Genomic DNA, 25,573 nt, shown 5'->3' on the forward strand with positions numbered 1-25,573 from the left:
TCAATCCACAAAGGTCAACACGCCCTAGAACCAGCATAATATTTGCTGGTTGCTATTTTACTAAGCCGCTTTAATAGCGGCTTTTTTATGTATCACTAATTCATAAACAAAAGGGTTCTCATGAGAATTTTAGTTATTATTGCAGCGCTATTATTAACTGCCTGTAATACTACGCAAGGTATTTCAGTGTATTCATTTACCAACGCTGAGGTTGAGGCTGTACTGGGTAAGCAATTACCAAAGTTAAGTGAAAAAATAAGCTTGATGGGTTTACCGGTTAAGTTTGATGTAAACGACTTAAGTGTCAATATTGGGCCAGATAACCGCGATGTTGTTGTGCTGGGTGCAGATTCAAGCGCTGAAATTAATGCTTTTGCACTTAAATATCCAGTGCGTTTAAAGCTGCAAATTGAAGGGAGCCCGTTTTACGACAGTGAAAAAAAAGCAGTCTTTTTACGTAATATTAAGTTGCTCGATTCGAGCGTTGATGCCGGTGGTTTTAAAGGCAACATAGGCGCACTAGATAGCCAAGCAATGGATGTTATAAATGCCTTTTTAGCGGTTAACCCTGTTTACACATTAAATATGGATGACCCTAAAATGATGCTACTCAGTAAGCTTCCACTCGATATGAAAATAGTTAAAGGTGCAATTAAATTGGTACCTCACCTTTAAGTAGATCTGGCTGGTTAAAATATACGTATCAATTAGCCTGACTCTCAGGCTAATTAGGTTTTAATATTATGGCAGCACCTCGTACAGTGCCTACCTCTCGACTCTCTCGCTTTGCAAAATTAGGCTCACTCGCAACAGGTGTTGCTACCAACATGTTAGTTGATGGCGCTAAGAGCGCATTAACCGGTAAAGGTTGGAATAATAAAAGCTTACTACTACAACCTAAAAACATTGAAAAACTAGCCATGCAGTTATCACATTTACGTGGTGCAGCAATGAAGCTCGGGCAATTGCTCTCAATGGATGCCGGTGATTTACTTAGTCCTGAATTGGCCCAGTTACTTGCTTTACTGCGCTCAGACGCGAATCCAATGCCGCATAAACAACTTGTAGAAGTGCTAAAAACGCAATGGGGGGATGAGTGGCTAGCGCGTTTTTCTCATATTGAGCTAAGGCCTTTTGCCGCAGCTTCTATAGGGCAAGTTCATTTAGCTTATAAAGAAAATGGCGATCAGCTTGCTGTTAAAATCCAATACCCCGGTATTGCAAAAAGTGTAGTGAGCGATGTTGATAACGTAATTTCGTTATTAACACTTTCTCGATTACTTCCTAAGGATCTTAATATTAAGCCGCTTATTAGTGAAGCCAAAGCACAGTTATTAGCAGAGGCTGATTACACGCGAGAAGCGCAATATTTAATACGTTATAAAAGTGCGCTAGCAGAGAACGAACACTTTAAAGTGCCCAATGTATATATTGAGCACAGCACACAACAAGTGCTTACTATGGAATATATAAAGGCAGAGCCTATTGAGAGCATTACAGAGCTACCTGATAGTCAAAAAAGCTTTGTTGCAGAGCAACTGATTGATTTGTTTTTCAAAGAAATGTTTGAATTTAAATTGATTCAAACCGACCCTAACTTTGCCAACTTTCATTACCAGCTTGATACACAAAAAATTGTTTTATTTGATTTTGGCGCAACGCGAGAAATATCACCCAAGCTTAGCGAAGGTTACTTAGCATTGTTTAAAGCCGGTAGCGAAAACAACCGAGAAGGTGTGCTTAAAGCGGCTTCACACATTGGTTATTTTCAAAATGACTTAGTTGATGAGTATAAAAACAACGTCATTGATTTATTTTTAATGGCGTGCGAGCCACTAAGAGCAGAAGGGGAATTTGATTTTAAAAATAGCGAACTCGCGCTCAAAATTAAAAATGCAGGGCTTGCCCTCAGTGCGCAATCTCAGCAATGGCATACACCGCCCGTTGATGCGCTATTTATTCACCGGAAACTTGCAGGACTTTATTTAATAGCCGCACGGCTAGGTGCAAAAATAGACATTAAAACGTTATTTAAGCACTATTTATAGCGTTTTAATGAGCGCTTGAGTGCATTTAAAGTAATGAGTGCACTTAGCGTATGAAATTGTCATAATACTCGCGATATTTCACGAGATGTATTTATGATAAAACAATTTTTAAACGATCCTAAATTATTGTTAAACGCAGTAGGTGAGGGTATATACGGTTTTGACCTATCGGGTAATGCGGTATTTGTAAATCCTGCAGCTGAACGTATGACGGGTTGGTGTGCTGATGAACTTTTAGGTAAAAAAATACATCAATATCATCATCATACTCACGCTGATGGGACGCCTTATCCCGCTGACGAATGCCAAATATATTGCACCATGTTTGATGGCAAACGCCGTGAAGTAAAAAATGAAGTTTTTTGGCGCAAAGACGGTAGCTCATTTGCAGTTGAATACACCTCAACACCTGTGTATCAAAATAACCAACTAATTGGTGCTGTAGCGGTATTTCGCGACATATCACTGCAACAACACACACAAAATGCATTGCAAGAGGCACTTGAAAAAGTAAAGCACTTAAGCGAGCAACTAAAAGATGAAAACAACTACTTAATCGCGGAGCTTAACGAAGACTGGCAAGACTCAGGGCTAGTTGGACAAAGCCATATATTTCAAACCATGTTAGATCAAATTAAACTGGTAAGTGAAACCGACAGTACGGTACTAATACTTGGCGAAAATGGCACGGGTAAAGAATTAGTAGCCCGTAATTTGTATCGGCTTAGTAAACGCAGTAATCAAGCCTTTATAAAAGTGAATTGCGCTGCATTTACACCGAGCTTACTAGAGTCGGAACTGTTTGGTCATGAAAAGGGCGCGTTTACAGGTGCCAATGAGCGTCGTAAAGGGCGTTTTGAACTTGCTGATAAAGGCACCTTGTTTTTAGATGAAATAGCAGAGCTTCCGCTTGAGGCGCAAAGTAAGTTACTGAGAGTCCTGCAAGAACAAGAGTTTGAACGTGTGGGTGGCAGCAATACGCTAAAAGTAAGTATTAGAGTAATTGCAGCGACTAACCGCAACTTGTGGGAAATGGTACAAAAAGGCACGTTTAGAATTGATTTGTATTATCGACTTAATGTATTTCCTATTAAAGTCCCGTCCCTTAAAGATCGAAAAGAAGACATTCCTTATTTGTGCGCTAATTTGATTGCGCAGCTAAATAAACGACTGGGTAAACATTTAAAGGGGCTAAGTAAAAAAGCAATTATGCAGCTGCAAGCCTACGATTGGCCAGGAAATATTAGAGAGCTGCAAAATGTACTTGAGCGCGAAGCTATTTTATCTAATCAGGCTGTCCTGCAGCTAAGCCAGCCTTTGCAAGCGGGTGGTGAAGTCGTTATTAATCCATTACTTACGTTAGATGAAGCCCAAAAGCAGCATATAACAACTGTACTAGCGCTCTCGCACTGGCAAATATCGGGTGATAAAGGGGCGGCTGTTAAATTGGGCTTACCGGAGAGTACACTACGTTCAAAAATGCGAAAGTTAGGGATCACTAAATATTCGTGATATATCACGTTATTCGTTTTATATCGCGAATTAAATTTTTCTATACTGGAATAATTCCTTTAATATCAATACATTAATTAAAGTTTCAGCTTGGTCTGAAAGTTGCAAATACTTGCTTAATACCCGTCATTATGAAGCAAGTACTATGAAGTTTGATATTAAAGAAGAAGATATGATCATTAAGCCCTATAACACCGAAGGGCCAATTTATATCCGCGAGCAAAAAGGGTTTTTTCAGCGCATCCGCCGTAACTTAGGTTGGCTATTAATGCTAACTTTTATTGCAATACCGTGGATCCAATATAACGGACAACAAGCTGTGCTGCTGGATGTGGCAACGCAAACCTTTACTATTTTTGGTTTAACACTCCTTCCTCAAGATTTTATGATTTTAGCCTTACTGTTTATGGTGGGCGCTTTTGCGTTATTTTTTGTAACTAATTGGCTTGGTCGAGTCTGGTGTGGTTACACCTGCCCACAAACAATATGGATGCTCATGTTTTCGTGGGTAGAGCAACGCATAGAAGGCACGCGAAATCAGCGTATTAAATTAGATAAATCACAGTGGACGTTAAGTACTTGGCGCAAAAAAATAACTAAGCACAGTGCGTGGATTGTTATTTCGATTTTAACCGCCACCTCGTTTATGGCGTATTTTATTCCGGCAAAAAGTTTGTATATGGAAATGTTAACCTTCGAATGGTCAGGTATTACAGGATTTTGGGTGTTTTTATTCGCTTTTTGTACTTATGGTAATGCCGGGTTTCTACGTGAAAAAATGTGCACAATTGCTTGCCCGTATTCTCGTTTTCAGGCTGTTATGTTTGATAAAGATACGTTGCTTGTTACCTATGATAGCGAACGAGGTGAAAACCGAGGACCGCGTAAACGTAAAGCCGATCCAAAAGAGCTTAACTTAGGTGACTGTGTAGACTGTAACTTGTGTGTAGAGGTATGCCCTGCAGGAATAGACATTCGAAATGGGTTGCAATATGAATGTATAAACTGTGGCTTATGTATTGATGCTTGCGACGACACCATGAATAAGTTTGGTTACGAAAAAGGCTTAATAAAATACGCCAGTGAAAAACAAATGGAGGGTAAAAAAACCAATCCATTTAGATTAAAGCTAGTCGGGTACGGTGCATTAACGGCTTTATTGATAATTTCTATGTTTGCATGGATGCTGCAACGTACACCAATAGAAGCCTCCGTATTACGTGATAGAAACGCGCTTTATAGAGTGAACTACGAGGGCCTAGTAGAAAATCCTTACACGCTCACTATTATTAATAAAACGCAGCAAGCACTGCATTACACTATTGCCATAGAGGGTTTACCAGGAGCAACGCTCTCAAGTCCAAGTTCTACACTTATACAGCCAGGAGTGATGAAAAGAGTCCCCGTTACTGTAACGGCCGATGGTTACGATATTGAGCAAAAAGTGAGTAAGTTACAGTTTGTTGTAACGGCGCAAGAAGATGCTAGCATTACTATAACTAAAGATAGTCAGTTTTATAAAAACTGAAAAGATTAATTATTTACACAGGCTCAACCAACCACAATGCCCAAGCAGTATATCTACTTGGGCATTGTTTTTATTTTGATTGCTTGTTAATGATAAATTTAAGTGCACTATCAATTACAGCTACTTGGGCTAATATACATTCTTCATCTGTGGCTGTTGGGCTATCTGGGTACACTTCGGTCGTGGTTACATAAGGTGCATCAGTAAAGCCCATACACAAACCTAAATCGCGAGCTGCATAGTTAATTACACCAAATTGCTCTTGAGCTACGCCTATTAGCTGGTTGTTTTCATCGCTCGGTGCAATGTGAGTAACCTTTGCAACGCTTTTTATTATAGCTTTTTGAAATTCAGGCTCAGGTTTTTTGCTATCGGCAACTAAATAAAATCCATCAGGTATGTTCCAGTTAGTATTTGTAGTGCCTTCACGGGCTGCAAGTGCGGGCCTAAATTCGCTGTTATCACTGTCAGTTGTTTCGTGTAAATCGATATGAGCCATTAAATCTACATTGAGTGATTCTACAAACGCCATAATTGCAGCCGATTCTTGAGCGGGACTATTTTCGTAAAAAGAGCGGTTAGGATCAATCGCGTTTGGATTCCAACGATTTATTGTTTCATACCCCCAAGGACTAATGCAGGGCGCAACAATAATATTAAACTGCTCTGAGTGTTGCATTGCCGATGTTTTAGCAAACCTAAGTGCGCCATGTATGCCACTCGTTTCGTAGCCATGTACACCACCGGTGATTAAAACTGTTGGTTTGTCAGCACTAAAGTGAGGTGTTTTTAACACATACAGTGGATAAACACCTGCGGCGTAATTAAGCTCACCGTATTGCTCTACATTTAATATGCTTTTTAGGTCGTCAATTAGCGTTACCACTTCATCTTGGTAACTGCGTTTTATGTTTTGACGTGCTAACCACTGAGCTTTATCGCTGTTATTCCATTTCGTCCCAGGTGTGCCTATAGGGTATGTACTGTTAGTCATAATAAGCCTTTATATCAATTGAATTTAGTCTTTACAAAAGTGAAGGTATTAAATGCAATTGGTAAAATTATGTAATAAGGATATAGCTTAACGCTCAGTAAAACAGCGTGCAAATTAAAACGTTAAATCGTACTTTTGTTGTGTACTTTTTCATTGATATAGCTAAGAGGGCGGTAGTTGCTGTTATGCATCAATTTATTATAAAAGAGTATGTTAAAATCAGCTTATAGTCTGTTTTTGTATTGAGTATTATGGCGCAGTATATTGCCACACCAAGTTGGTTAGGTCGTTTTTTTACCCGTATTAAGCGAGTAAGTATTGAGCAGAACATGCTTGTTATCGACTTTAGGGATAACACTAAGCTGCAATTTTTGTTAAGCGAATTTAGTAATTTTTCTGTGCTAAAAAATAGCCTGTTTAGTGCGGAAATTAATTTAAGTGATTGTAATAACACATGCATTAGCTTTTTAAATAAAGGCCAAGCAAGCGTGCTTAGTAAAGCATTAAATCACTACTTTGCAAACAGCTTGGAGCAAAAAATAAACAATGCTAAAACACAGTTAAAGCAATATGCTTTAGATGAGTTTTTACGAGATAGCTCAATTGAAATATTGAATAAAACCGTTTTTTCTTTAAGTCAAAATTACGCGCACAATCAAATTTTATGGCAACAGCATTTATCCCCGGTTAGCATAAAGTTTTTAAGTATTTTAAGCTGCACACCAAAAGTAACCGACGCTGTAGCGCAGTTACGCCATAAATATGAACAAAAACAGCTTACTCTAAGAGATAATTTTTATAACAATGTGGAGTCTAATCCACTGACAATAGAGCAGCGTTTAGCGGTTATTCGCGATAACGATAAAAATCTAGTATTAGCAGCAGCGGGTACGGGTAAAACATCAGTTATGGTTGCCAAGTCGCTTGATTTAATTGCTCGAGGCATAACACCGCCAGATCAGATATTAGTACTCGCTTATAATAAAGCAGCCGCAGAAGAGTTAAAAGAGCGATTTATTAAACGCGCAGGACAGGCAAATTTAAGCATGACACCGCCTGTTATTTTAACGTTTCATGCATTAGGCCTAACACTATTGCGAAATGCTAAAAAGTCGACTGAGATTTCTGTATTTGCTAGCGATGCATTACAGTTAAAAAGTTGGTTTACGACGTGGCTAAGTGATCAAATGCAGGCTAATTCTGCATTTTTAAAAAGCTTTGTTGATTTACTGTATGAGCCCGTTGATATTTTTAGTGTTAAAAATAGTGCTGAAGATGAACATTGCGTACGGGTTAATGAATATAAAAGCCTTGCTGGTCACAAAGTTAAAAGCTATCAAGAGCTACTTATTTCTAATTGGTTGCACTTGCATTCGGTTGAGCACGAATACAAACCAGCTTATAAAATAAAGCAACGCGTGGGACTAGGCGATATAAGGCCAAACAAGCGATACTCCAGCTTCTACTTATCAAAATACAATATTTACTTAGATCATTATGATATTGATAGGCAAAGTAATACTCCCTCAGGCATAAACAAAGAGCTCTATAACGAACACATAGCGCTTAAGCGCGAACTGTATAAAAAAGATAACACTATTTTTCTCGAAACCTTTCATTTTAATTGGCTTGAGGGGAAACTAGAGCAGCGCTTAGGTAAATTTTTAAAGCAGCATAATGTTGCGTTAACGCCTTTAGCTGATGACAAAATATTTGCTCTTTTAACTAACTCAGGGCAGTTACAGCAAGAAGCCGAAAAATACCTAAAGTGCTTACAAGCCATAAGGGTTGAGCAGTTAACCAATACCCAAATAAAACAGCGTATAAAGCAAAGTGGATTTAAAAACCATCAGCGTTATGCGGCCATGCTTATCACTATTCATGATGCTTACACTAACGAGTTAAGCAGACAAAACGCCATCGATTTTGATGATATGATAATTCACGCCACACAAGTTGTGAAAAAAGGTGAATTTAGTGTCCCTTGGAGCCATATTTTAGTTGATGAATTTCAAGATATATCGGGTGCACGTATGGCTTTTTTAAATACGCTTATTAACAAAGGCACAGGGATCCGCTTTACAGCTGTAGGCGATGATTGGCAGGCTATTTATCGCTTTTCGGGTGGTAACCTTGCACTGACGACCCGATTTGAAGAGCTTGTGGGGAGTCACTCATTAACGGTGTTACAAAAAACATTTAGATATAACAATAATATAAGCGATGTAGCGGGGCGTTTTGTAATGCAAAACCCAGAGCAGTACAAAAAGTACATTACAACGCATGTGCAAGTTAGTACACCGCAAGTTATTTTATTAGACGACCAATACAAAGGCACTAAGTCACTTGAAGTAAAAGTTCAGCAAATTATTCGCACTATTCAAAAAAACGACGCCACAGCCAGTATTGCGGTGCTTAGCCGATACCGCTTTATGCTTAATAGGGTAGAGGAGCATTTAAAAAATAAAAAACAAACTAATACGTTGCACTTTTGGACCTTGCACGGTGCCAAAGGGCTTGAAGCTGATTACGGTATTATTATTGGTTTTGAGCAAGGTAAATTAGGTTTTCCTAGCAATAACCAAAATAACGTGTTGTTAGAGTCGTTATTACCAGTGCAAGACCGCTTTACCCACTCAGAGGAAAGGCGTTTATTGTATGTGGGTATTACGCGGGCTAAGCATAAAACCTATTTAATTGCTGATCCCCATGCGTGCTCAGTATTTATAAAAGAATTAGTAAATGATGATTACCCTATTGAAGTTGCCTCAACATTATTTAACCTGAGCTCTGGTTAAGAGATTTATTATCCAGAGTTCAGGTTATTTAATAAACTGCAACCGAAGCACAATGTTACTCGCAACGAAAAATTGCGTGTTGGGTAGTTGTTATTACTGGGAAATAGTGTTCCATAGAATGTACAAGTGCTTATAAGGTTAGTATGTTTAGGCTTAAAAAAGTTTAGTCGCGGTGGCATTACTGATAAAATTATAAAACTTAGCATGGTTTGTTATCAGCTAAATCACTCCTTATATAGCCATTAGAGTCTTATTATGAAAAATCTGCTTTTGCTTTATATAAAATCACAATTATCTCGTTGTACGGTTGTACTATTAGGCATTGCTTGCTCATTAGTCTTTAACGTGCAAGCACAAAACCAAACATTAGTTTTAGCAGGAGGAGCGCTCTCAACCTGTTCAAGCTCTACACCTAAAAATTGCCAAAATAGCGCGCAAATTAAAGGAAAAGCCCACAATCTTTTTAAAGTTACGGATGCTAAAATTAGTAAAATAGCTCAGTATTGGCCCAGTGGTAATGATGATAAAAAATTAGCGACAATAAATGCACTCAATACAATAAAAATACAAAAAACAGTGCCGATGACAAGAAAAAGTTTACTTTGGTTATGGCGGGATATAAATAATACATCACTGAGTAGCTTATCCGTTGGTGAATATAACTTTGTATTTGATATGTTAGAAGTGTTCCAGCCAAACATATCGCAATTAAATAGCGCTGAGCGCTTAAAAGAGCAAGTAAATACTGATCTGAATAACCAAAGCGCAACGAATAATATATTGCAATTTGTATCGGGTAGCTTAAAAGTTAATAACGCAGAGCCTACAATGCTTGTTGTTACAGCATCTAGTCGAGACCCATATGAAGCCGCTGATCTCGCACAAGCTCTCTTTCAATCGCATATAAATACGCATTGGTTAGCGCTTACTCCCGCGCTTGTACACGCAATAACAAACAACTCATGCGATAAATTAGCTATCCTCAGAAATACACAAATGAAAATATATAATCGTGAGGCAATATATCCAGACCGTATTCAAGCAGAGCTTAGTTTATGTGAAAAAGGTATTGATGCTCTCGTTTCACTGATTAAACACAGTACTGGTGTAATGTTTAATGATGGTGATGCAGCGTTAGCAAACCGAGTTTTATTTGATCAAAACGATAGACCATACCCATGGACTGAAGTATTGCAATCACGCCCTGTAATTGTGGGGGTCGGAGCGGGTACTGTGGTTCAAAATAAAATAGTAAGTGAATATACTACAACAAGCCTTTCTGCACTTCGTGAGAGCACAAATAACAGCCATGCTGGTGGACTAGGTAGTTTTAATTTTGGTGTACTCGATACTCAATTTAGTGAACAAAACCGTACATTTAGACTTGCGATGGCTATTGATAAAAGCCAAGCTAAAAATATTAAAGCAGAAGTGCAACACGGTTTTGGTATTGATGAAAACACCGCTTTGGTTGTTATTAAATCGCCAGAGGGTAATCTAATGACAGTAATAGGCAAAAGCGGTGTTGTGCACTTGGCGAATCAAATTAACAATCAACCAAAAGGCAAACATTATAGCTACTCGTACTGGCCTACAGGCAGCGTGATTGATATTACCAACAATGCCTTTACTCTAAGCGAACGCACTATAAGCCAAGCATTACCAGCTATAAAAATCCCATCACTGCCAGTACAGCGCTTTGGCGCAATTTTAACAAATTCAAAGCTGCGTTCACTTACTCAAGCTATGTGCTTAAGCCAAGAACAAAGTGCGGTAGCGCAACAAGACGAGTTTATAATTAGTCTTACGGCCACTAAAAGTACCAGCTATCATCGTATTAGTGCAAAGGAGCTTGGTTGCGCGGTGATCAATTTAGATTTAGCTGTAAGTACTTTTTAGGGTTTCAGTTTTCAGCGGTACTCTATAAAATAGTGCACAGCTTATTAGAAGCTTCGTCAAAAACGAAGCGCGATTAAAGAGTATTAAAATGGATAATGAACAAAATATAATTGATAACCTTAGTGATCTTGAAAGCTTTTTATTAAAAGTTGAAAGTGGTGGTTTAGGTTTAAAAGGCGTTGCGGGTGTCGGTATGGCAACAAACAACAATGATGGTAGCCGCTTTGTTGCGGTATTCGATGACCAGCAAAAACTACTTTTGGCACGCACCATTACAGAAGATGTGTTTCAAGCGGGTCATGACTTGGTAAGAAATGGTGTGGCACGTAAACATTAATCAGAGTTAAACTTTATAAGAAGCGCCAATGGCGCTTCTTATAAAAATAGAAGTTAAGAGAACGTTCAAAATTTCCCTCTAAATTACCGCCCCATGAAAAAGTATTTAGCTTTTGAAATATAAGGTTTTTAGTTTTTTCTAGCATGTCTTTAAGTGCTTTTTTAATAACAGATCCAAAAGCGTATACATAAGAGTCAGCGGATGTTGATTTAAGCAAGAATGTTTAAAAGTAGTGTAAAGCGAATCAAGCAATGTCTTTTTTATTTTAGGTGTGGTTTATCCTGAGTAAGTTCTCAAGTTTTGAACTTGATTTATGTGTTTTCTCAGCTAATCTTTTTCTAAATACTGTTAACTTTAAGGTGTTTAACTGTAAAAAACTCTACATATCGGCAGTAGCTCAGATAACTTTATCGTTATTTGATAAATTATGTACTTTATATGAATAAATCTTATGAAAATTTAAATAAGACCAAATAAAGCTAAAATAAGTTCAATTTTTATTACAAATAAAATAAAAATGGATTATAATTTAGTTGAACAATCAAACAAAAGGGTTGGTTTGGTGCTAGAGTAATTGCCCAAACATAGCTCGATTAAACCAAGGGTCAATATGAAATATATTTATATCTGTTTAACTTTAATATTATTACCTAGTGTTGCTCAAGCATCAGACGATTTCAAAATCTCTGGTTTTGCAACGTTAAGTGCGGTAAAAACGAATAAACAAGACATCGAGTTTATTCAAAATAACACACTACCAAGTGGTTCTGATGATCATTGGAGATTTGATAACGACACAGTACTAGGCGTACAAGGTCAATACAAGATATCAGATAAGTTATCAGGCGTAGTGCAATTGCTTTCACGTCGTAACTACAAAAATAACTATCAGCCATCATTAGACTGGGCTTACATCAGTTATAAATATAATTCAAACCTTCGTTTAAGAGCTGGACGCTTCGTATCACCTGTATTTTTGGGTTCAGACACGCGTAACGTTAACTACTCTAACGTTTGGGTTAGACCTGTCATTGATTTATATAGCCAAGCTACGATTAATAATATCGATGGTGTAGATGCTATATACAGCAACTTTATTGGTGATGGCGATATCTCGTACCAAATACAAGCTTATGCAGGTAAGTTTGATAAATTATACTTCCCAGGTAAAAGTTACATTAAGTTCCACCATATGGCTGGTTTAGTTGGAACAGTACAATATGACTCTTGGACTTTTAGAGCGGGATACATGAATGCTCAACATTCAACTCTTAGTGCCGAAGGCGATTACGTACCAGGTGACATGAGAATGCTGGTAAGTACAGATTATCAATTAGGGCTAACTATAGATCCTCAAAATGATGACTGTGTATTTGGTACTTGTACAGAAGTTGTGCCAAATGCAGGTGATGTATTTAGTATCATTCAGCGTAAACGTAGACCATTCAACCTTACAAGCCTTGCTGTAGTTTATGACAACGGCAGCTACTTTGGTCAATTTGAGTGGGCTCACAGAGAAGCAAGATCTTCTTTATCTAACGGTATAGCAGCTTACGGTATGGTTGGATACAGATTAGATTCATTTACTCCTTATGTTGGTTACTCATATGCTAAATCTTTAACTGAAAACTTTGCACTTGATGTTGATGCTGATATAAAGGCGAGTCTTGATTCTCAAGTTGTGGGTTTAGGTAGTGAGCCGCTTGATCAATATGTTGTTAGAAACTCAAGTTCACGTTCAAATACAATTACAGCGGGCCTTCGTTGGGATTTTTATAAGAAAATGGCATTGAAAATGCAGTTTGATAGCTTCCGTCCTTTAAATAATGATGGTCTTGCGACTGGTGGTTCAGGTTTTCTAAACCGTACTAACGAAACGCTTTCAGCTACTGGCAAAAATATTATTGTATCAACTGTATCGTTAGATATTATTTTCTAAAGGAAGAATCCATGAAAATCTTTAAAGCAATTTTCTTCTTAACAATTTTATCTGCTATTGTAACGACTTCAAGCAGTGCAGCATTATCTGTTGTTGTAAATAAAAGTAACACATCTGAGCTTTCTGAAGCGCAAGTGAAAAATATTTTTATGGGTAAGTTGGGACAATTTACTGACGGAACTGAAGCTGTACCTGTGTTGTTTGAAGCAGGTAAAGGTGCTAGAACAGCATTTGACGACACTGTTTTACAAAGAAACACGTCTCAAGTAGATGCGGTATGGTCAAAGCTTATTTTTACAGGACGTAGAAGCCCACCTTTACAAGCTAAAGATGCAAGCGAAGTTTTAAAAGAGATTAGTTCTAACCCTAAAGCTATTGGTTACCTAGAAAGCGGTGACGTTACAGATAGCGTTAGAGTGTTAGCTACTTTCTAATTTATTATTATAAGTACATAGACATACATAAAAGCTCTCGTAATGCTAATTACGAGAGCTTTTTTATTTTAAAAGTGTTAGGGCGTGTTGACCTTTGTGGATTGAAATTTGTTCAATCTAGGGGCGATTTAATCGCGGCGCTAGGTTTGTAACCTAGTGAGCTAAGTAAAAACCGAGCAACAAAGAGTTAATCGACCATAGAAAGAACCCAACGGGCAGCGCATGTTTGGCATTTATGCTGCGTTATCGCCTATTATGGGGAACAACCACACGACATAGACGCTGCCTTGCCTAAAAACAAAACAGTCAGCTGCAAAATCAATCACAAAAGGTCAATACGCCCTGTCAGGTATTTCTAAAACTATGCTCACACAATACATACAGCGAAGATCGCAGTATCGAGTGTTTAAATTCTACTAGACCCAAATTTAAGTGATGATAATAGTTTCCTTAACCATGGAAGGTGTTTATATAGGTTAGATACTTATACTAATTTTATTCAAAAACAAGATCATTTTATCGTATTAAATAACCCACTAACTGCGTTAAAAATTATTCATACAGAACAGCTATATGTCATAATTTCATCGTGTTATTTAATGCAATTGGTATTATTAATTTTTTGGGGGGATTACCAGAGCAGCGTAAATTTATAGAGGAAAAATTATGTGTAAATTAATAAAACGGTATTTTTAGTAAAACAGAGTGGCCTCTATTACGAAAGAAATTATAGAAGATTTATAAATAAGCGAAGCTGTTAGAATTTATAGAAAATTACTGATATTAAAGGGAGTTAATTGGTCGGTATGGAGAGATTCGAACTCTCGACCCCTGCCACCCCATGACAGTGCGCTACCAAGCTGCGCCACATACCGATTTGTATTCAATAGTACGTGTATTTTTTTAAAAATCAATAAGCGATTGTTTGTTTGGGTGTTTATTGCGCAAGAACGCTAAAAATAGCACTCTTGCGATGTATTAATTCATTAATCCTTATTTAACCACTTTTTGATCGAGTCATACATCTCATCGCGTATTAATAGCTGAGCTTTTTTGTTAGGGTGTAAATTATCGTTTTGCATAAGCTCAGGTTGGCCTGCAATGTTTAGCATAAAAAAGTTCATTAAATGCGCATTTGTTTCTTCGCTAACGCGCGAGAAAGTGTCAGTAAACATTTTACTATAACGCGGGCCATAATTAGGGGGAATGTAAATCTCCATTAAGGCGGTCATCGCATTAGCAGCTTGGCTTTTTTGAATAAGAGCCGTTAAGTTGGTTTGCATTTTTTTAACTGGAAAACCACGTAAACCGTCATTGGCACCTAGCTCAATAAGTACATGAGTAGGTTCGTATTGCTCAAGCAATGCATCTAAACGACGTAGGGCTCCACCGGATGTTTCGCCACTAATACTGGCGTTGATAAGTTCAATGTCGGCTTGTTCGTCATCGTATTTATCTTGTAACAATTTTACCCAGCCTTGCTCTTGTTGAAGTCCATAGGCTGCGCTTAAACTGTCACCGAGTATTAAAATCGTGTTGTCGGCTGTTGCGCTCAGCGGTTTGATAACTAAAAATAAAATGAATACTAAACGTAGGATTGAATGAGTCATATGTCAGCGCTTTCTCAATTAAATATAATTCAGGTTAATGGTTTATCTAAAATAGTCTCTACCTTTGAAGGTGAGCTGCCCATCCTCAGCGACATCAGCTTTAATGTCAAGCATGGTGAGTCTGTTGCTATTGTTGGTACGTCGGGCTCTGGTAAATCTACGTTACTCAGTTTATTAGCAGGGCTGGATACTGCCAGCAGCGGAGAGGTGTTTTTAGACGGCGAGCCATTGCACAATTTAGATGAAGAAGAACGTGCTGCACTGCGCGCGGCTAAAATTGGATTTGTGTTTCAATCGTTTATGTTAGTACAAAGCTTAACGGCACTTGAAAACGTGATGCTGCCAGCAGAGCTTGCTGGTGAAAGTGATGCAAAAGAGCAAGCAATTGCATTACTTGAAAAAGTAGGCTTGAGCCATCGTATTGATCATTACCCGTCGCAGCTCTCTGGCGGTGAGCAACAACGTGTTGCTATTGCGCGAGCATTTATTGGTACACCTAAAATATTGTTTGCTGATGAGCCTTCGGCTAACTTAGACAGCAAAAACGGTAAAATGATTGAATCCTTATTATTTGATTTAAATACGCAACACGGCACCACGCTTATTTTGGTGACTCACGATGAAGGGCTTGCACAAAAATGTGAGCACATTATTCAAATAGAAGCGGGTTTACTGGTAAAAAGCCAAGTAGAGGACGTTGCTAATGTGGGTTAAGTTAGCGCTTAAATTATTTTCGCGAGAATTTCGCCGTGGTGAGCTCACGGTCATAAGCGCGGCTATCGCCCTTGCTGTTTTAACTGTGCTTACACTGTCTATGGTTACTGAGCGAATAGGGCAAAGTATTGCGCAAAAAAGCAGTGCGTTTATTGCAGCAGACCGTGTACTTGCAAGCGATCATGTTCTCGACACCGCTTTTATTACTCAAGCACAAAGCCAAAATTTAAAAACGGCGCAAATGGTGTATTTCGACACTATGTTGTTTGCCGATGATGAAATGCAGTTTAGCTCAGTAAAAGCGGCATCTAATGCGTATCCGCTAAAAGGGCAGTTAAAAGTTAAAGATACCCTAACCGGCGAAACTAAAGTTGCTAATAGCGGGCCAACGCCGGGTAATGTGTGGCTAAGTGAATCGGTATTTTACAGTTTAAATATTGATATAGGCGCGCAAGTAGAACTTGGCGCGGCATTATTTAATGTTTCAAAAGTTATTGTAGAAGAGCCCGATGCGCCATTTAATGTATTTTCGAGCAGCCGTCGTGTGCTTATTAATATTGACGATGTGGCAAAAACCGAAGTTGTGCAGCCGGGTAGTCGTGTTTATTACCGCCAACTTTATGCCGGTAGTGAGGCCGACATAAATAGCTTTTACGAGTGGCTTAAACCACAAATGAAAGAAAACCAACAATGGTATGGCGTTAAAGACCGTCAATCACCTATTTCAAACAGCTTAAACCGCGCAGAGAGTTTTTTATTACTTGCCGGCCTATTAGGTATTATTTTGGCTGCAGTGGCTATAGCCGTTTCAGCAAAACGTTATTGTGAACGCCAATACGACCCAGTAGCGATGATGAAAACGCTAGGCGGTAGCCGCTCAATGATCCGCAAAATATACATGCTGCATTTATTGCTTGTGTGTGCAATGTCGGTAAGTATAGGGTTGTTAATTGGTTATGGCTTGCAAGAAATAGCAACAAGTTACTTATCAAAAAGTATGGGCACAAAGTTACCCTTAGGTGGCTTTAAACCTTGGCTGGTGGCTATAAGCACTGGCGTAATTTGTGCCGTTATGTTTTCTATCAAACCGTTATTCGATTTATTCGATATTCCACCGCTCAGAGTGCTGCGTCGTAACTTAGGCGACAAGTTGGCAGTGAGTCGTGTGCATTTAGGCATGAGTGCGCTAACCGTGTTTTTATTGATGTGGTTATTTAGTAACAACATAAAAATAACGCTTATTTTGTTTATCTCCACACTTGCGCTAATTGGTGTGCTGTTTTTAGTATCTAAATTAATATTTGGTGGTGGTCGAAAATTAGGATTAAAGCCAGGTAACAGTTGGTCGCTTGCAATTGCGTCTATTCAAAAGCGTGCAAATGTGAACGCGGTACAGTTAATTAGTTTTTCGTTAGCGATTAAATTACTGCTGTTTTTAGTGGTACTTAAAAACGATATGATAGCTGATTGGCAATCACAACTCCCTGCCGATGCGCCTAATGCATTTTTAGTTAATATTACGCAAAATGAGCTTGGGCCAATTAATGAGTATTTAGCACAAAAAGACATTCAGGTCTCAGAGTTTTATCCTACTATTCGTGGGCGCGTAAATGCGGTAAACGGCGAGTTGGTAGCGCGTTCTGTATCGCTGCAAGACAACGAGAAAAAAGACGAAGAAGCACGTGCTGGTATTGGCCGTGAGCTAAACCTTACGTGGCTTAAAGATGTACCAGACCAAAACGAAGTAACACAAGGCACGTGGTTTGGCGAGAATGCGATGGCTGAAGCTTCAGTAGAGGAGTCGATGCTTGAGCGTTTAGATGTTGAGATAGGCGATACGCTTACATTTTTAATTGGTGCGCAGTCGTTCGATGCTAAAATTACCAGTGTGCGCAAAGTTAATTGGGCCACGCTTAAACCCAACTTTTTTATTATTTTAAGCCCCGATGTACTTGCAGATTTTCCAGCAACGTATATTTCGTCGGTGCGTATAAACCCAGATCAAAAGCGTGGTTTTAGCCAGTTATTGCGTACTTATCCTACTATTACAGCGATTGATATTGATAACTTTGTTAAGCAAATACAAACAACTATTTCGCAAGTATCACTTGCCATTGGTTTTGTACTTGCAATTGTAGTGCTGTGTGGCGCGCTTGTACTTATATCGCAAGTTCAAGCTAGTTTAGGTGAGCGTATGCAAGAAATTGTAATACTCAGAACACTTGGCGCTAAAAGCCGGTTAATTAAAAACGCGACCTTGTATGAGTTTTTATTATTAGGCGGTTTAGCCGGTTTAGTTGCAGCATTTTTTAGCGACATAGCGCTTTTAATTGTACAGCAACAAATGTTCGATTTAGCAGGTAAGTTACATCCGCATATATGGATTATTGGGCCGGTAGCTGGCGGCGTATTTGTAGCGGGTTTAGGCTATTTAATGATTGCCCGAACACTCAAACAAAACACCCAAGGACTAGTGCGCGCCCTAGGGTAAACTTAAACTAACATGCTCTTTCAAATGCCCACCTAACACGTGGGCATTTTTGTTTTCTTTGTACTGGTAATTTATACAGTGCTCTGGCATTATTAGCGTAATTTAAAAATAATAACAATGGAGCGCTGTTTGGCCATTATTTTAGGGATCGATCCTGGTTCACGTTTGACTGGGTATGGCGTTGTTGCCCACCAAGGCTCTAAATTTACATACTTAGGGAGTGGCTGTATTAAGTTAGCCGATCATCCTTTTCCGGTTAGGCTTAAAATGATCTACCAAGGTATAACACAGCTTATTGAACAGTTTTCGCCAGAAACCTTTGCCATTGAAAAAGTATTTATGGCGCACAACCCCGATTCAGCTTTAAAACTAGGCCAAGCTAGAGGCGCCGCGATTGTGGGCGCTGCAATGGCGGATTTACCTGTATTTGAATACTCAGCTAGGCAAATTAAGCAAGCGGTAGTCGGTAACGGTGGCGCTGATAAAACACAAGTGCAACACATGGTAAAAAATATTTTAAAACTACCCGGTACGCCACAGGCCGATGCAGCTGATGCACTCGCTATTGCGATTTGCCATGCTCACTCAGAACAAAATTTAATTAAACTAGCGGGTAGCGCAAGCAAAACCGTTAGAGGACGTTTAAGGAAATAACTATGATAGGCCGCTTAAATGGTATTTTAGTCGAAAAACAGCCACCAGAAATATTACTTGAAGTAAGTGGTGTCGGTTACGAAGTACAAATGCCAATGACCTGTTTTTACGATTTACCAAAAATTGGTGAAAACGCGATTGTTTATACGCACTTTGTAGTACGTGAAGATGCTCAACTGTTATTTGGTTTTAATAATAAAGTTGAGCGTGCCTTGTTTAGAGAGCTATTAAAAGCAAATGGCGTAGGGCCAAAACTTGGCTTAGCTATTTTATCGGGCATGTCGGCAAAACAATTTGTAAGTTGTGTAAATAACGAAGACTCAACATCGCTTGTTAAATTACCCGGTGTAGGTAAAAAAACGGCCGAGCGTTTAGTACTCGAAATGAAAGACAGGCTAAAAGATTGGGGTAATGATTTATTTACGCCATTTAGCGACAGCGCAGTAATAGAGCCAATGAGCGATTCGACAATTGCTAATAATGCCGCCGATGATGCCGTATCGGCACTGCTTGCATTAGGTTATAAATTGCCACAAGCTCAAAAAGCCGTAAAATCGATAAGTAAACCCGATATGTCTACTGAGGTTCTTATTAGAGAATCTTTAAAATCTATGTTGTGAGTAACCCATGATTGAAGCGGATCGCTTAATTGACGCGACTGAAAAAACAAATGAAGATTCTATAGATCGTGCAATAAGGCCAAAACTTTTAGCCGACTACAGAGGTCAGCCTCATGTTAAGCAGCAAATGGAAATTTTTATTGAAGCTGCTCGCACCCGTGGTGAAGCGCTCGATCATTTATTGATATTTGGCCCACCGGGCTTGGGTAAAACCACGCTCGCAAACATTGTCGCCAACGAATTACACGTAAGTATTAAAACAACATCCGGCCCAGTACTTGAAAAAGCAGGCGATTTAGCAGCGTTGCTCACTAATTTAGAAGAAGGCGATGTACTGTTTATTGATGAAATACACAGGCTCAGCCCGCAAGTTGAAGAAATACTTTATCCCGCAATGGAAGACTACCAGCTTGATATAATGATTGGTGAAGGCCCTGCTGCGCGCTCCATTAAATTAGACTTACCTGCATTTACACTTATTGGTGCTACTACGCGAGCAGGCTCGCTCACATCGCCACTGCGTGACCGTTTTGGTATTGTACAGCGATTAGAGTTTTACTCAGTAGAAGATTTATCGCACATAGTAGGGCGCTCAGCACATTATCTTGATTTAGAAATGTGTGATGATGGCGCAACTGAAATTGCTCAGCGATCGCGTGGTACACCACGTATTGCAAACCGCTTACTACGTCGCGTACGCGATTACACACAAGTAAAATCTGATGGTACAGTAAACGCCGAAGTAGCAAAGCAAGCGCTTGATATGATTGATGTAGATAAAAGTGGCTTTGATTATATGGACCGTAAATATTTACTCGCCATAATCGAAAAATTTATGGGCGGCCCTGTAGGGCTTGACAATGTAGCGGCCGCTATTGGTGAAGAGCGCGAAACAATAGAAGATGTAATAGAGCCATTTTTAATCCAACAAGGGTTTATTCAGCGTACTCCGCGTGGGCGCATAGTGTCTGACAGTGCATACCATCACTTTGGTTTACTTCCTAAAAAAGACTAACTCTATATAGCTTGCTGTGCTTTATTGTGCAGCAAGTCATTGCTTTATTATCTCTCTCTTTCAAAATACCGATGCGTTAATAGTCAACTGATAATTCACAGGACGTTAAGACTTGCGAAGGTATGCTGCGTGGCGTTTAGATAACTCACTAAGTACGTTAAAAATTATCTAGATAGAACAACGATGTATCATAATTTTAGCCTTGCTATTGAACTATTTTCGTTTCTAGAATAGATCACTAATTTAATGCAATTGGTATTAGTTTACGAATGTATCAGGTAACGCGGTAAATGATAGGCAAAAAAAAGCCCGCAAAAAATGCGGGCAAACAACAAGTTGAAGGAAGTAATCTTTGGGAACTACGTTTTACAAATTAAGGTTTTATCCAAAAAAGTAAAACAATGTAATACGATAAAATCATATTACTAAGAACTTTGCGTAATGAAACAATATCACTCAGTGCACTAGCTCGGTATGCAGTAATAGTACGCAATATCGACTATAAGTTCAAACTAGAAAATTTACATTTTCACATTAGAAAAAATAATCCGAGTGTATTTTTTGCTGCTTATTCATTGTTTGTTAATTGGCCATTTAATTTGTAAGTTTATGAAAAATAAGCTTTGTAGATGTTTTTATTGTTTTTTGTAGTATTAGTTTTACTATTACGTAAAGGTAATTTAAAGATGGTTTTGAGTGTTTATGCACGTATTTTGAATAAATGCTCTAATTTATGAAGTTTGTTGATATATTTAATCATCTTTAATGCAATATATTAAATTGTAAATGGTGTGTTTATTGACTTGGGTTGGATAAATCATATACGAAGGTTATTTTTAACGTTTTTTGTTGGTTATTCATAGCAATATGATTGTCAGTATGAAATGGACTATATACACTAGTTGCAACTTTTGACTGCACAGGCAGTCATATTTATAGAATTTTCTTATTTTGATACTATTTAGGAGTTTAACGTGGGATCAGGGCTTAATTTTTTAGATCTAATTTTAGAAGCCAGTTTGCTTGTTCAACTAGTCATGTTAGGGCTCGTTGCTATGTCTGTCATGTCTTGGGCAATTATTTTTCAACGTAAAAAAGCAATATCGGATGCTTTGGCAAATACTAAAAAGTTTGAGCAAAAATTTTGGTCAGGTATTGATTTAAGTAAGTTATACAACGAAATATCGTCACGCAGTGGTCAATCTCAAGGTATTGAAGCGTTGTTTACCGCCGGTTTTAAAGAGTTTGCGCGTCATAAAAAGAACACTTTTCAAAGCGCGGGCATTGTTATGGAAGGTACACACCGCTCAATGCGTGTTGCGCTTTCTCGTGAAATAGAAAAAACTGAGTCAAGTCTTTCATTTTTAGCAACAGTTGGTTCAATTAGCCCGTATATAGGCTTATTTGGCACCGTGTGGGGTATTATGAATGCCTTTATTGCGCTAGGTGAAGTTAAACAAGCAACCTTACAAATGGTCGCGCCAGGTATTGCAGAAGCACTTATTGCAACAGCGATGGGCTTATTTGCCGCGATCCCAGCTGTTATCGCCTATAACCGTTTTTCCAATAAAATCGAAAAACTGGAATCTCATTATATTAACTTTATGGAAGAATTTGCGAATATCTTGCATCGTCAAGCAGCTACTCAAATAGAGGCCCAAGCGAATGTATCAGCGTAAAAAGCGCCGTCCGGTCGCAGAAATTAATGTAGTACCTTACATTGATGTAATGTTGGTACTACTTATTATATTTATGGCTACAGCACCGCTTATTACACATGGTGTAAAAGTCGATTTACCAAAAATGGAAGAGTCCGATTTAGTTGATACTAAAGATACCCCACCCATTATTGCCTCTATTGATGCGCAAGGTAAATACTATGTAAGTGTAGGTACAGATCCAGAAGAGCCTATGGAAGCGCTCGATGTAGCCGCAGTTATAAAGTTACAACTGATGAAAAACCCTGACGTACCTGTAATGATAAAAGGTTCGGGCAAGGTGTCGTATCAAGAAGTGTTGTTGCTAATGGATTTTTTGAAAAATGCAGGCGTACCATCAGTAGGGTTAATGACCGAATCCTTCGAGGGGACAAAGTAGCCGTATGAATAGTTCATTAATAAAGTCGGTAGTACTTCACTTAGGTATTGGTGGTTTTTTGTATGTATCTGCAAACATTCATCCATCAGCACCTAAAGTTATGGAGGTAACGCTTAATTCGGCTATTCCAACTGCAGATAAAGCGGTATCGGCTGTGACCGTCGATCAGAAAATGGTTGAGCAAAAGATAGCCGAGCTGCAGAAAAAAGAAAAAGATAAAAAACAGGCCGAAGATAAACGTATTCGCGATTTAGAACGCAGAGCAGCAAACGCGCGTAAGCAGCGCGAATCTGAAGCCCGTAGCATTAAAAAGTTAGAGCAAGAGCGTAAAGCAAAAGAGAAAGAAACCGCAGAAGCGCAAGCCCAAGCAAAAAAAGCACGTGCAATTGAGCAAAAGGAACGCGCTAAAGCAAAGCAAGCCGAAAAACAAAAGGAAGAAGCTGAAAACGCTGCAAAAGCGGCAGCTCAAAGACGTAAAACCGAAGAAGATGCACTAAAAAAAGCAGAAGCAGAGCGTGAAAAACGCGAGCTAGAAGCTAAAGAACGTGCAGCCGAGGCCGAACGTAAACGTCAGCAAGCGTTGCAAGAGCAGATATTACAAGAGCAACTTGCTAAAGAGCAGGCAGCGCGTAATAAAATACGCCAGCAACAAGTCGTCGGTGAAGTAGATAAATACCGTGCTTTAATTATGGCGCGTATCCAACAAAACTTACTGATTGATGAAAAAATGAAAAATCAACAGTGTAGAGTTAACATCCGCTTAGGCTTTAATGGTTTAGTTACACAAGTTAAATCGTTAGGCGGCGATAAATTAGTGTGCGAAGCGACGTTGAGAGCAGTGCGAATGGCAGACACGCTACCTGTTTCTAAAGATAAAGATGTATTCGATAAACTCAAGAATATTAATTTAACAATCAAGCCAGAGTTTTAAAGGGATGATATGTTCAACAAAGTAAAAATAGCCTGTTTAGTTTTATTATTGGGGTTTCAGAGTATTGCACATGCAGCGCTTGAAATTGTAATTACAGAAGGGGTTGATGGTGCAAGGCCTATTGCAATAGTACCGTTTAAATACAGAGGAATTGGCCCGATACCCCAAGAGTTAAACAGTGTTATTGCTGCCGATTTAATGCGCAGCGGTAAATTTAAGCCTGTTAACGTTGCGCAAATGCCGCAGCAACCGAGCAAAGACAGTGAAATTGATTACGCATCATGGGTTAATAAAGGCGTTGAGGCAGTGCTTGTTGGTGAAGTTGAACAACAAACTGATGGGCGATACCTAGTTCGTTATGAGTTAGTTGATGTAATACGTGGTCAAATAACCGGTGGCAACACGCAAATGATGAGCAATGGTAAGTTAGTTAAAAGCCAAAGCCATATTTTAGAAGCGCGTGAAAGTGTAATAGGTGAGAGTGGCTTTCGTCGTTACTCGCACCGCATTAGTGATGTTATTTACGAAAAGCTAACCGGTGAAAAAGGCGCTTTTTTAACGAAGATAGCATATGTTATTGTGCGCGATACAGATGCTAAGCCTTATCAGCTAGTTGTTGCTGACTATGACGGCTTTAATGAACAAGTATTACTTCGCTCAAAAGAGCCACTGATGTCGCCAGCTTGGTCGCCAGATGGCACTAAATTAGCTTATGTGACGTTTGAAAATCGCCAAAGCCAAATCTATATTCAAGATTTGTACACGGGTAAACGAGAAGTTATTGCTAGTTACCGTGGGATTAATGGCGCACCACAGTTTTCACCTGACGGTAAAAAGTTGTTATTGGTATTGTCAAAAGACAACGGTGGAGCCACTGAGATTTATTTGTTGGACCTAGCAACACGCAAAGAAACACGACTTACGCGTCATCGCAGTATCGATACTGAGCCATCTTGGCACCCAAATAGCCAAGATATAGTATTTACCTCTGAAAGAGGTGGTAATGCTCAGATTTATAAGTTAAATTTACAAACAGGTAGGTCGCGAAGGTTGACCTTTGACGGCGATATGAACCTAGCGGGTTCTATAACACCTGACGGAAAAGAATTAGTGATGGTAAACCGTACTAACGGGCAGTATCATCTTGCTAAGAAAGAGCTGGCTACAGGCGCGTTTCAAGTGTTAACGCGAACACGCCTTGATGAATCTCCGAGCATAGCGCCAAATGGCTCGATGATTATTTATAGCACGCTCCATAATAATAAACAGGTACTCGCGCTGGTATCGATGGACGGCCGCTTTAAAGCACTGTTACCTGTGCTAGACGGACAAGTAAAGGCGCCAGCTTGGTCGCCATATTTACAGTAATATTACTGGTTTACTCAAAATAGGAATCAACTCAATGCAACTTAATAAAATACTTAAAGGCCTGCTAATTGCTGTGCCAGTAATGACATTAGCAGCTTGTAGCTCATCATCAGATATTGATGACGGTGCTGCAAATCAAACAAATCAAGCTGTTGTTGAGCAGCCAACGAATAATGATACAGTTGAAGTAGCGACTATTTCACCTGAGCAACAAGCAGAAGAACAACTTCGCCAAAAATACGAAGCACTTCGTCAAGAGCAAGTAATTTACTTTGACTTTGATAAAGCGACAGTTGAAGGTAAATACGCTGATTTACTTCGTGCACATGCTGAGTTCTTAGTTCAAAACTCATCAGTTAAAGTACTCATTGAAGGCCATGCAGATGAGCGCGGTACGCCAGAGTATAATATTGCACTTGGTGAGCACCGTGGTAAAGCTGTTGAAAAATACCTACAAAGTTTAGGTGTTTCAGCGAGCCAAATGTCAGTGGTAAGCTACGGTGAAGAGAAGCCAATGGTTAAATCTCGCACTGAATCAGCTTTCGCTAAAAACCGCCGTGCGGTATTAGTTTACTAAGATAAGA

The 25,573-nt window shown here is 39.0% G+C and carries 21 protein-coding genes and 1 tRNA gene; 19 read left to right on the forward strand and 3 right to left on the reverse strand.

Annotation, left to right across the window (positions count from 1 at the left end; all coding sequences use genetic code 11):
- The first annotated feature begins 120 nt into the window (after positions 1 to 120).
- The 4 genes from ACJJVZ_RS09245 to ccoG all read left to right on the forward strand — a co-directional run bounded on the left by ACJJVZ_RS09245 (position 121) and on the right by ccoG (position 5,088).
- Entirely contained in the window at positions 121 to 675 is a 555-nt protein-coding gene (locus ACJJVZ_RS09245; protein ID WP_193154488.1) for a DUF1439 domain-containing protein, read from the forward strand.
- Positions 676 to 743: 68 nt separating this feature from the next.
- Positions 744 to 2,048, forward strand: a complete 1,305-nt coding sequence (locus ACJJVZ_RS09250) for an ABC1 kinase family protein (protein ID WP_405599919.1) — start codon at positions 744 to 746, stop codon at positions 2,046 to 2,048.
- A gap of 93 nt (positions 2,049 to 2,141) precedes the next feature.
- Entirely contained in the window at positions 2,142 to 3,560 is a 1,419-nt protein-coding gene (locus tag ACJJVZ_RS09255; RefSeq protein WP_405599922.1) for a sigma-54 interaction domain-containing protein, read from the forward strand.
- Positions 3,561 to 3,705: 145 nt separating this feature from the next.
- Entirely contained in the window at positions 3,706 to 5,088 is a 1,383-nt protein-coding gene (gene ccoG / locus ACJJVZ_RS09260; protein WP_405599924.1) for a cytochrome c oxidase accessory protein CcoG, read from the forward strand.
- 70 nt (positions 5,089 to 5,158) lie between these two features.
- Here the strand turns inward: ccoG and ACJJVZ_RS09265 are convergent, their stop codons facing one another.
- Positions 5,159 to 6,082, reverse strand: a complete 924-nt coding sequence (locus tag ACJJVZ_RS09265; protein WP_405599926.1) for a M14 family metallocarboxypeptidase — start codon at positions 6,080 to 6,082, stop codon at positions 5,159 to 5,161.
- Between the two features lie 251 nt (positions 6,083 to 6,333).
- On the opposite strand from ACJJVZ_RS09265, the gene ACJJVZ_RS09270 reads away from it, so the two are divergent.
- The 5 genes from ACJJVZ_RS09270 to ACJJVZ_RS09290 all read left to right on the forward strand — a co-directional run bounded on the left by ACJJVZ_RS09270 (position 6,334) and on the right by ACJJVZ_RS09290 (position 13,489).
- Positions 6,334 to 8,880: a UvrD-helicase domain-containing protein gene (locus ACJJVZ_RS09270; protein WP_405599928.1), complete on the forward strand. Its 2,547-nt coding sequence runs from the start codon at positions 6,334 to 6,336 to the stop codon at positions 8,878 to 8,880.
- Between the two features lie 255 nt (positions 8,881 to 9,135).
- A complete protein-coding gene (locus tag ACJJVZ_RS09275) occupies positions 9,136 to 10,779 on the forward strand; it encodes a cyanophycinase (protein WP_405599930.1) in 1,644 nt (547 codons plus the stop codon).
- Positions 10,780 to 10,867: 88 nt separating this feature from the next.
- Entirely contained in the window at positions 10,868 to 11,116 is a 249-nt protein-coding gene (locus tag ACJJVZ_RS09280; RefSeq protein ID WP_405599933.1) for a hypothetical protein, read from the forward strand.
- 610 nt (positions 11,117 to 11,726) lie between these two features.
- On the forward strand, positions 11,727 to 13,055 hold the full coding sequence (locus tag ACJJVZ_RS09285) for a hypothetical protein (protein ID WP_405599935.1): 1,329 nt from the start codon (positions 11,727 to 11,729) through the stop codon (positions 13,053 to 13,055).
- An 11-nt stretch (positions 13,056 to 13,066) separates the two neighbouring features.
- Positions 13,067 to 13,489: a phosphate ABC transporter substrate-binding protein gene (locus ACJJVZ_RS09290; protein WP_138583874.1), complete on the forward strand. Its 423-nt coding sequence runs from the start codon at positions 13,067 to 13,069 to the stop codon at positions 13,487 to 13,489.
- Positions 13,490 to 14,287: 798 nt separating this feature from the next.
- On the opposite strand, the gene ACJJVZ_RS09295 is transcribed toward ACJJVZ_RS09290, so the two are convergent.
- Together ACJJVZ_RS09295 and ACJJVZ_RS09300 are read right to left on the reverse strand one after the other, a co-directional pair.
- A tRNA-Pro gene (locus tag ACJJVZ_RS09295) sits at positions 14,288 to 14,364 on the reverse strand.
- A 111-nt stretch (positions 14,365 to 14,475) separates the two neighbouring features.
- Entirely contained in the window at positions 14,476 to 15,099 is a 624-nt protein-coding gene (locus ACJJVZ_RS09300; RefSeq protein WP_405599938.1) for an arylesterase, read from the reverse strand.
- Between ACJJVZ_RS09300 and ACJJVZ_RS09305 the strand changes: the two genes are divergently transcribed.
- The 10 genes from ACJJVZ_RS09305 to pal all read left to right on the forward strand — a co-directional run bounded on the left by ACJJVZ_RS09305 (position 15,100) and on the right by pal (position 25,566).
- Positions 15,100 to 15,813, forward strand: coding sequence for an ABC transporter ATP-binding protein (locus ACJJVZ_RS09305; protein WP_182702468.1), 714 nt, complete (start codon positions 15,100 to 15,102; stop codon positions 15,811 to 15,813).
- Positions 15,803 to 18,304 carry an ABC transporter permease gene (locus tag ACJJVZ_RS09310; RefSeq protein ID WP_405599941.1) on the forward strand — a complete coding sequence of 834 codons (2,502 nt, stop codon included), beginning with the start codon at positions 15,803 to 15,805 and terminating at the stop codon, positions 18,302 to 18,304. The genes ACJJVZ_RS09305 and ACJJVZ_RS09310 overlap by 11 nt, the downstream gene beginning before the upstream one ends.
- A gap of 129 nt (positions 18,305 to 18,433) precedes the next feature.
- The gene (gene ruvC / locus ACJJVZ_RS09315; protein ID WP_002960649.1) at positions 18,434 to 18,958 is read left to right on the forward strand and encodes a crossover junction endodeoxyribonuclease RuvC; all 525 of its coding nucleotides are present in this window, start codon (positions 18,434 to 18,436) and stop codon (positions 18,956 to 18,958) included.
- A 2-nt stretch (positions 18,959 to 18,960) separates the two neighbouring features.
- Positions 18,961 to 19,578 (forward strand): Holliday junction branch migration protein RuvA, encoded by a 618-nt coding sequence (gene ruvA, locus ACJJVZ_RS09320; protein WP_405599943.1) that lies wholly within the window; start codon positions 18,961 to 18,963, stop codon positions 19,576 to 19,578.
- Positions 19,579 to 19,585: 7 nt separating this feature from the next.
- Positions 19,586 to 20,593: a Holliday junction branch migration DNA helicase RuvB gene (ruvB, locus tag ACJJVZ_RS09325; RefSeq protein ID WP_138585712.1), complete on the forward strand. Its 1,008-nt coding sequence runs from the start codon at positions 19,586 to 19,588 to the stop codon at positions 20,591 to 20,593.
- Between the two features lie 974 nt (positions 20,594 to 21,567).
- A complete protein-coding gene (gene tolQ, locus ACJJVZ_RS09330; protein ID WP_077537589.1) occupies positions 21,568 to 22,272 on the forward strand; it encodes a protein TolQ in 705 nt (234 codons plus the stop codon).
- A complete protein-coding gene (gene tolR / locus ACJJVZ_RS09335) occupies positions 22,259 to 22,690 on the forward strand; it encodes a protein TolR (RefSeq protein ID WP_077537590.1) in 432 nt (143 codons plus the stop codon). Before tolQ ends, tolR begins: the two co-directional genes overlap by 14 nt.
- 4 nt (positions 22,691 to 22,694) lie before the next feature.
- Positions 22,695 to 23,621 carry a cell envelope integrity protein TolA gene (gene tolA / locus ACJJVZ_RS09340; RefSeq protein ID WP_405599947.1) on the forward strand — a complete coding sequence of 309 codons (927 nt, stop codon included), beginning with the start codon at positions 22,695 to 22,697 and terminating at the stop codon, positions 23,619 to 23,621.
- Positions 23,622 to 23,630: 9 nt separating this feature from the next.
- A complete protein-coding gene (tolB, locus tag ACJJVZ_RS09345; RefSeq protein WP_138584482.1) occupies positions 23,631 to 24,989 on the forward strand; it encodes a Tol-Pal system beta propeller repeat protein TolB in 1,359 nt (452 codons plus the stop codon).
- A 34-nt stretch (positions 24,990 to 25,023) separates the two neighbouring features.
- The gene (pal, locus tag ACJJVZ_RS09350; protein ID WP_077537593.1) at positions 25,024 to 25,566 is read left to right on the forward strand and encodes a peptidoglycan-associated lipoprotein Pal; all 543 of its coding nucleotides are present in this window, start codon (positions 25,024 to 25,026) and stop codon (positions 25,564 to 25,566) included.
- Positions 25,567 to 25,573 lie beyond the last annotated feature (7 nt).

This window comes from Pseudoalteromonas sp. Ld19 (genome assembly GCF_045064135.1).
Lineage (GTDB): Bacteria > Pseudomonadota > Gammaproteobacteria > Enterobacterales > Alteromonadaceae > Pseudoalteromonas > Pseudoalteromonas aliena.

Bases quoted from the DNA above. Each gene is read 5' to 3' on its own strand.
- ACJJVZ_RS09245 (WP_193154488.1), top strand. From the start codon at position 121: ATGAGAATTTTAGTTATTATTGCAGCGCTATTATTAACTGCCTGTAAT.
- ACJJVZ_RS09250 (WP_405599919.1), top strand. From the start codon at position 744: ATGGCAGCACCTCGTACAGTGCCTACCTCTCGACTCTCTCGCTTTGCA.
- ACJJVZ_RS09255 (WP_405599922.1), top strand. From the start codon at position 2,142: ATGATAAAACAATTTTTAAACGATCCTAAATTATTGTTAAACGCAGTA.
- ccoG (WP_405599924.1), top strand. From the start codon at position 3,706: ATGAAGTTTGATATTAAAGAAGAAGATATGATCATTAAGCCCTATAAC.
- ACJJVZ_RS09265 (WP_405599926.1), bottom strand. From the start codon at position 6,082: ATGACTAACAGTACATACCCTATAGGCACACCTGGGACGAAATGGAAT.
- ACJJVZ_RS09270 (WP_405599928.1), top strand. From the start codon at position 6,334: ATGGCGCAGTATATTGCCACACCAAGTTGGTTAGGTCGTTTTTTTACC.
- ACJJVZ_RS09275 (WP_405599930.1), top strand. From the start codon at position 9,136: ATGAAAAATCTGCTTTTGCTTTATATAAAATCACAATTATCTCGTTGT.
- ACJJVZ_RS09280 (WP_405599933.1), top strand. From the start codon at position 10,868: ATGGATAATGAACAAAATATAATTGATAACCTTAGTGATCTTGAAAGC.
- ACJJVZ_RS09285 (WP_405599935.1), top strand. From the start codon at position 11,727: ATGAAATATATTTATATCTGTTTAACTTTAATATTATTACCTAGTGTT.
- ACJJVZ_RS09290 (WP_138583874.1), top strand. From the start codon at position 13,067: ATGAAAATCTTTAAAGCAATTTTCTTCTTAACAATTTTATCTGCTATT.
- ACJJVZ_RS09300 (WP_405599938.1), bottom strand. From the start codon at position 15,099: ATGACTCATTCAATCCTACGTTTAGTATTCATTTTATTTTTAGTTATC.
- ACJJVZ_RS09305 (WP_182702468.1), top strand. From the start codon at position 15,100: ATGTCAGCGCTTTCTCAATTAAATATAATTCAGGTTAATGGTTTATCT.
- ACJJVZ_RS09310 (WP_405599941.1), top strand. From the start codon at position 15,803: ATGTGGGTTAAGTTAGCGCTTAAATTATTTTCGCGAGAATTTCGCCGT.
- ruvA (WP_405599943.1), top strand. From the start codon at position 18,961: ATGATAGGCCGCTTAAATGGTATTTTAGTCGAAAAACAGCCACCAGAA.
- ruvB (WP_138585712.1), top strand. From the start codon at position 19,586: ATGATTGAAGCGGATCGCTTAATTGACGCGACTGAAAAAACAAATGAA.
- tolR (WP_077537590.1), top strand. From the start codon at position 22,259: ATGTATCAGCGTAAAAAGCGCCGTCCGGTCGCAGAAATTAATGTAGTA.
- tolA (WP_405599947.1), top strand. From the start codon at position 22,695: ATGAATAGTTCATTAATAAAGTCGGTAGTACTTCACTTAGGTATTGGT.
- tolB (WP_138584482.1), top strand. From the start codon at position 23,631: ATGTTCAACAAAGTAAAAATAGCCTGTTTAGTTTTATTATTGGGGTTT.
- pal (WP_077537593.1), top strand. From the start codon at position 25,024: ATGCAACTTAATAAAATACTTAAAGGCCTGCTAATTGCTGTGCCAGTA.